This window comes from Rahnella sp. P4_A8 (assembly GCF_056402435.1).
In genome coordinates this window covers 1-6,070 of sequence record NZ_JBFUHK010000110.1, presented here as the reverse complement: position 1 = coordinate 6,070, position 6,070 = coordinate 1, and the positions used below count along the sequence as shown (strand labels likewise).

General features: G+C 44.4%; 9 protein-coding genes. 2 read left to right on the top strand and 7 right to left on the bottom strand.

Translation table 11 applies throughout. The features are described 5' to 3' along the window. Positions 1–85: 85 nt before the first annotated feature. Entirely contained in the window at positions 86–217 is a 132-nt protein-coding gene (locus AC1DUO_RS22995; RefSeq protein ID WP_477988915.1) for a hypothetical protein, read from the top strand. Then, positions 214–1,200, top strand: coding sequence for a DNA-processing protein DprA (locus AC1DUO_RS22990; protein WP_477988913.1), 987 nt, complete (start codon positions 214–216; stop codon positions 1,198–1,200). The genes AC1DUO_RS22995 and AC1DUO_RS22990 overlap by 4 nt, the downstream gene beginning before the upstream one ends. Here AC1DUO_RS22990 and AC1DUO_RS22985 read toward each other — a convergent pair. From AC1DUO_RS22985 to AC1DUO_RS22955, 7 genes are all read right to left on the bottom strand, one after another. Continuing rightward, on the bottom strand, positions 1,166–3,430 hold the full coding sequence (locus AC1DUO_RS22985; RefSeq protein ID WP_477988911.1) for a replication endonuclease: 2,265 nt from the start codon (positions 3,428–3,430) through the stop codon (positions 1,166–1,168). The two genes, AC1DUO_RS22990 and AC1DUO_RS22985, sit on opposite strands and share 35 nt — an antisense overlap. After that, the gene (locus tag AC1DUO_RS22980) at positions 3,430–4,227 is read right to left on the bottom strand and encodes a hypothetical protein (RefSeq protein WP_477988909.1); all 798 of its coding nucleotides are present in this window, start codon (positions 4,225–4,227) and stop codon (positions 3,430–3,432) included. The genes AC1DUO_RS22985 and AC1DUO_RS22980 overlap by 1 nt, the downstream gene beginning before the upstream one ends. Then, entirely contained in the window at positions 4,227–4,508 is a 282-nt protein-coding gene (locus AC1DUO_RS22975) for a DUF5405 family protein (protein WP_477988907.1), read from the bottom strand. The genes AC1DUO_RS22980 and AC1DUO_RS22975 overlap by 1 nt, the downstream gene beginning before the upstream one ends. Positions 4,509–4,510: 2 nt before the next feature. After that, a complete protein-coding gene (locus AC1DUO_RS22970; RefSeq protein WP_477988905.1) occupies positions 4,511–4,729 on the bottom strand; it encodes a TraR/DksA family transcriptional regulator in 219 nt (72 codons plus the stop codon). Then, a complete protein-coding gene (locus AC1DUO_RS22965; RefSeq protein ID WP_015689583.1) occupies positions 4,729–4,971 on the bottom strand; it encodes a DUF2732 domain-containing protein in 243 nt (80 codons plus the stop codon). Before AC1DUO_RS22965 ends, AC1DUO_RS22970 begins: the two co-directional genes overlap by 1 nt. Positions 4,972–5,030: 59 nt before the next feature. Next, entirely contained in the window at positions 5,031–5,531 is a 501-nt protein-coding gene (locus tag AC1DUO_RS22960) for a hypothetical protein (RefSeq protein ID WP_013574791.1), read from the bottom strand. A 178-nt stretch (positions 5,532–5,709) separates the two neighbouring features. Beyond that, entirely contained in the window at positions 5,710–6,033 is a 324-nt protein-coding gene (locus AC1DUO_RS22955; protein ID WP_477988914.1) for a Cox family DNA-binding protein, read from the bottom strand. Between the last annotated feature and the right edge of the window lie 37 nt (positions 6,034–6,070).

Below are 6,070 nucleotides of genomic sequence, written 5' to 3'. Positions count from 1 at the left end.
ATTACGCACGAATCACAAAGACGACACTCACTTCTGGGGGTGTACCGGATTTCATGAAACCCCTCAATGTAAACACACAGAGAACATGAGGATTAAAGAATGTCCATCTTGTGGTGGAAACATGTACCAAAAGAGAAACAAGAAGGGAGAACTTTTCCTGACATGTGAAGAGTACTATACTGTGAGAAATTGTCGATATACAGAGGATATCTTGTGAGTTTTGTCTCTATAAACACAAAAAAGCTTTTAGCAATTAGCCAATTAAAAGGTGTCGGAGAAAAGTCACTTTCTTCTTTGGCTAATCTAGAACACTTTGATGATATGAGTATTAGTGACATTACAGAGAAGTCCTTAAACAAAAAATATTCAGCAAATGAAATCGATTCAGCGGTTTCTTTTGCTGAAGATCAGATTCATAAATCTGACACACAGAAACACAGAATAATCTCTTTTTTTGACAAGGAATATCCTCATTCTCTGAGACTCATAGAAACCCCGTCGCCGATACTTTTCTGTGCAGGTAATTTAGAAGCGCTTAACGAAAAATGCATTACTGTAATTGGTACTCGCGAACCAACTGGACACGGGGAGATCATCGCAAAAAACCTTACAAAATGGTTTTCTGAAAATGGTTGGAATATAGTCAGCGGTTTAGCAATTRGTGTTGACTCGCTTGCACATCAGGCCTGTATCGATGTGCAAGGAAAAACAATTGCTGTATTAGCTCACGGCCTGGAAACTATTTACCCTAAAAGTAATAGAAAGCTTGCTGAGGATATTTTAGCTCAAAATGGTACGCTCGTTAGTGAATACCACTATGATTCTTTCATAGCAAGATCTAACTTTGTAAAAAGAGATGCCGTACAAGCTGCGCTAGCGTCTGCTGTTTTTCTCGTTCAAAGTGGTGTACCCGGCGGTAGCTTGCACGCATCAAAAGCTGCTTTGGATTTAAACAGACCTTTAATCGTCGTTGGCCAGTCAAAAACAGATTTGATTAATAATGAATCCAAATGCAAAGCTAATATATTATTGTCTGGTAACAATCTAAATGAGATTAAAAAAGCTTTAAAAATAAACTCGTTCGACAAAAACCTAATAATAGCAATGCCGAATAAATCATACTATAAAAAAGTAGATGATGTTTTACAAAATTACCTTTTTACTGTTAAAGAAACCCCTGCTGAAGGGTTTGGGTTTTGAAATCTATAATAGGATAAGATATTTCCTTCCCATTAATTAGCATCGTGGCCCCACGCGCCAGCACATCTAATTGCCAATTTGATGGGTGGATACCTATTTTCACCAAATCATGGAATATCCTTACGAATCTTGTTCGCTCTTCCCTCGTTAGTCTCGAAGAGGGTGCTAGCTTTCGAGATTTTGAAGGGTTATAGCTTTGCTGTAGATGTTTAACCGTCGGTAATCGCCTCCTTATAGCGTCTCTCAACACCATAACGACGTCTGTGTCGTCCCACCCAATACTCCCCTCTTCAATTAACTTCAAGACCGCTGCGGTATACTCCGAAGATATCKGAATTATTAACTGTCCTGATTCTCTCTCAACCTTCCCACAGTTATTGACAGGACTCCGAGGCGCGCCGGAGGCGCTTATTAAATTCAAAGGATGAACGGCAACTTCAACTGCCTTGGTGACAATGCGCCATTTTGTTGTACGTGTTTCGTGGATGAGGTCAGTACCAAGATGAGGGGCATAAACGCCGATGATTTTCTGGATCTCTTCGTCGTACTCGTTTAACTCATCAATCACTTGGCGGGCAGTTCTTACCGTTTGCTCGTCGCGAGGGACATTCGCCCCACCCTGCGCAGAAATATATGCGGCAAAATCGCCACCATCGGCTGCTGCTCTGGCAGCTTCGACAAATTCGTCAAACTCGTTAGCGATGCTCACACCACGCGGCAATCTGCGCAGCTCGCGATAGGCTCCCATTGTTGGTACACCAATGGACTTAAATTGCGGGATACGCCACGTAGAAGCCCATGCAGTAACGGCTGCGGCAGTCTCTGACAATGATCGGCCAGTCTCATGGTCTATCTCACCTTCCAGAGCATAACCATCAATATTCTTGGCTATGTATTTAGCGATATAGCCTGCCGCCCCGCCTTTATTTAAATGCTTACACTCAAAACGCTGAGCTTGTGCCCCCCGTTCATCTCCATCTTCTTGGAGTGCATAGCGGCGCATGATGTCAACGGCAGGCTGACGGTGAGCTTTATCGCAAAACAGCATCATATGCCAGTGAGGTGTAGCGTCGTGGTGAGGCTCAACTACGCGCATTCCGTATACCTTGATGCCGTTATCTTTGAATGCTGTACGCATCTTGCCCCAGATTTTCACCAGATAGCGCTGGCCATCCTTTGGTGAAAACGCCTCTTCATCCCACTTATGATTGAAATTAACGCGGCGATCAGTCTTTTTCCCGACCATGCGTGTTGGATGGTATTTTGACGGAGTGGTTATCGTGAGGAACATGCCAACATGACCAACTTCTGAGGCATATTTTTCAATACCTGCAATAGTGCTCATCAACTCCATTCGACGGATTTCAGGGTTAGAAATACTCCCCATAACCTTATCGATGAGATCTATACGTTCCCCTGTTTCGATGTTTTCTAAATCGCAGGATTTAAGATATTCCATGTTTGCTAAACGGCGCGCCCGAACATCCCGGATAGCCTGTTTGCTCGCATAGCCAGACTTTTGCAGACTAACCTCGCCAACAGCAATCAGGAGAGATTCGCGCCACTGCGTGCGCTGCGCTTTTAACTGTCGAATCCACCACTCATCATTTACCAATCGCGCGATACTGGAGAACGCTGCGCGCATATCCAGTTTGCGTTTACAATATTTTTGCCAGTGCATTGGAGTGATATTAAAAACGCGGGCAGCACTGGCAACCTCACCATAAATTTTCTGCTGTGCGCTATCGGTGAAAAGCTTGGCTTGAACGCCATTGTGCTGGCTTAGGAGCTGATCGCTTTGCTCTTCATATTCGGTGAAAAGCCGTGATGAAATTTGCATAGCGAGACGTTTCAGCGCCTTGTCATTCATACCCGCTAGCTGGCGGTAGCTCTCGGCTTCATCGGTGAATATTTCGTTAGTTCGACCATTTAAAATCAGCTCATATTTAGCCTGTACGACTTCGATACGTGGCCAAATGCGTGGCATAAAAACGTTGATGAGATAGCGATGAGCAGCCAGTAAACCGCTACTTTCTTTCAGGTATTCATATCGACCCGAGAAAATGCCGCTTAGAAAAAATGGCAGTGCGTGGATTTTACGTAAGGCATCTTGCCCCTGATGGAATTCATCACGGGTAAGAGGTCTTTCTTTTGAGATTGCAGGACGGGGAGCGTTCCAGTAATAACTCCATTCCTTATCTTCCAACGCAGCGGCTAAATGATCGAGCATTAACCGCACCACTCATTAAGAAGTTCAAACTGAACTGGAGTGGCACGTCGTCTTTCTAACCACTCAGATATTGTAGGTGGCGAAACTGCTTCAATAGCGCCTTTAAGAATTGCGCAACGATGACGCTTTACTTGCTCCATTCCATATCCAGCAGCCAAAACATTATTTGTAAGCTCTGGATATTTACTAAGGTATTTAGGCACATTACAGGCGAGGTTCGTACTATCAGCACTGTGTAGTGGGTAGTTACCCAACACTCGGCCATCAAGYATTCTCAGCCCATGTATTTTAGTTGTATAACCCTTACGGAGATAAATCATATCGAATGCATCTAACATTCGTTTGTGCCAGCGGGGTGTTCGAATTTGCGCATACTCCCCAGAGGAACCAAAACATACACGTGGCCACTCTTCGCATAGTGAGACTAAACGTTCAAAACTCTCGTGAAGGTGCCAGACTGGAGCTGCCTTATCTCGGAAAGCTGTTGGCAGTTGTTTTATCAATACATCGTTATCAATCTCCCCACCCTCAACAACATCGGGAATAACAAAAAAAATCATTTTTTTATTTGAGTAATGAGGTGCTAACCACGTGTAAAAGTCACACCAATTAATTTTAAGCCCACGCTTCCATGCGCTGAAAGCCCCGTTGTCGATTGCAACAGCATCAGCAATAGTTAATGACTGCTGTAATTGGTCTGGGCGAGCATATGAAACAAATGCACCGGAGCCAGAAACTGCGATCCGGTGAATCTCTCCAGCATCACCCCATATTGGAGTACCATGGAAATGAGACATTAATTAGATTTCTTTTCTGCTTGTAAAAAAGATTTCTGGCATGACTCTGCCACTTGATTTATTACCTTTGATAAAGCAGCTATTTCATTAACGTTGGAAAGACGAATCTCAAAATGGATAAGACCATTTATTAGTTGTTCAATTTTGGCGTAATATCCAACTACTTCTAAATATCCCTGCCCTTTCTTATCACCAGAAAGAACAGTTTTCTTTTTGTTGAGAATGAACTGGTAGCAGTCGCTCGTCACAACCCAATTGTCACCTACGGAAATTCGAATCATGCTTAGCTCCTGAAATGTTTTTTCTGCTGTTCGGTGATTTCTTGACATGGCACACAACGCACGACACCCGGAAATGCTGCGCGACGTGCCGCAGGGATTGGCTGGCCGCAGTCTTCACAGACTGAGGCCGATACCCCATTGCTATGAATACGATGTGCAGCTACCTGATAAGTCAAAATTTCGAGATTTCTTTCCTGCACGGAATCCATTAAATCTGGCATTACATCACCCCTTTATTTTCTAAACCTTCGTTGTGAAAACGGATGGACTCTTGTCCGAGTAATTCAAGAATTTCAACCCTATCTAATTGCTCTTGAATCGCGTGACTAATTAGTGAATCCAGATGCGAGGAAAAGGTGATTGCTGCATCAGCCTTAGCCTGATTTCGTGCCTGATTTAACATCCAATTCGTTGCTTCGCTGTCTGCTTTATTTCTCATTTCCTGACCAACTGTTAAGCTCATCTCTGGCTCCAGACAAAGGGATTCCCTACGCAATCAAGCGCAGAATTAAAAATGGTTAATTAGTGGAGGTAAGTTTCGGGGCGAACCGACGTTAATACAGTCGGCGCATTTTCGAACAGGCTAAATAATTCCCGTAGTGCCCGGAATAAAGCCTCTCTCCATGAGCAGGTTTCGTCATCGATTCGCCAATATGGCTGGCTGAATTCTTCTTCCGTTAATCCTGCATGAAAATATAAAGTGCGGCGTTCGCTAATATTTAAACGTCCGATAAAACATGACTTGGTGATCCTGAAACTACGGTACTTTGCAAAAGCAGCACGAAGTTCATCAATTGCGCAGACAATACGCTCACGATCACAATCGTTCATTTCCTGCAATTTCATAACTGAATGCCGTTGTCTTAATTGAGCATGAAAACAGATGGTCAGACGTTCACGTTCACTCATCTTGTTATAAAAATCACAAGAGGTTTGCCAGCGCGCGGGTGCAAGGCGCTCCCCAACAGCAGCGCGAAGCCCGGCAGGCTGATTCATTACGATAGCTGCAGTGATTACTGTCATTTCTTCCCCCATGATAAAAACCGTTTTACTGCTACCGCGCGCATAGAACGGCGTGAGCAGATAATGATTCCTTTGCGGCCTTTCCCATGTGTAATTGAATTATTCATGGGACGTGCGGTTTGATGATTCCAGAGCAGTGGTGCTAAAGAGATTGGGTTTTGCATATCACTGGCCTCTTCTATGCTGCGCGGCCGCGTCCACGGCAAGGCTTACTTGCACTAATACGGTCTTTCCATCCGTGCCATTCTGCCGGTGCATCTTCAACAAGCTGATCAGCAAACTTGTCCCACTCTTTACGGCTAATCCATAACTCTGCATGCCCTCCGGGCTTTAGTGGATCAGCCATGTAAAAAGCTGGGAGTTTTCCGGCCTTGGCCATTGCTACAATTGCTGCTGGGGTTTTACCCACGTAAAGCGCAAAGCCTTCCTTTGAAAGTAGGTTGCCGGGCTTTTCCGACAAACTGACTGGTTTGCGTTTAACGATGCCCCCGCTTTCCTCCACACGTTCCTCATCATTCGGCTGGTCTGATGTTTTAGCT

What these genes read in the sequence shown, in the direction of transcription:
- AC1DUO_RS22995 (WP_477988915.1), top strand. Translation starts at nt 86, where the DNA reads ATGAGGATTAAAGAATGTCCATCTTGTGGTGGAAACATGTACCAAAAG.
- AC1DUO_RS22960 (WP_013574791.1), bottom strand. Translation starts at nt 5,531, where the DNA reads ATGACAGTAATCACTGCAGCTATCGTAATGAATCAGCCTGCCGGGCTT.
- AC1DUO_RS22975 (WP_477988907.1), bottom strand. Translation starts at nt 4,508, where the DNA reads ATGATTCGAATTTCCGTAGGTGACAATTGGGTTGTGACGAGCGACTGC.
- AC1DUO_RS22970 (WP_477988905.1), bottom strand. Translation starts at nt 4,729, where the DNA reads ATGCCAGATTTAATGGATTCCGTGCAGGAAAGAAATCTCGAAATTTTG.
- AC1DUO_RS22965 (WP_015689583.1), bottom strand. Translation starts at nt 4,971, where the DNA reads ATGAGCTTAACAGTTGGTCAGGAAATGAGAAATAAAGCAGACAGCGAA.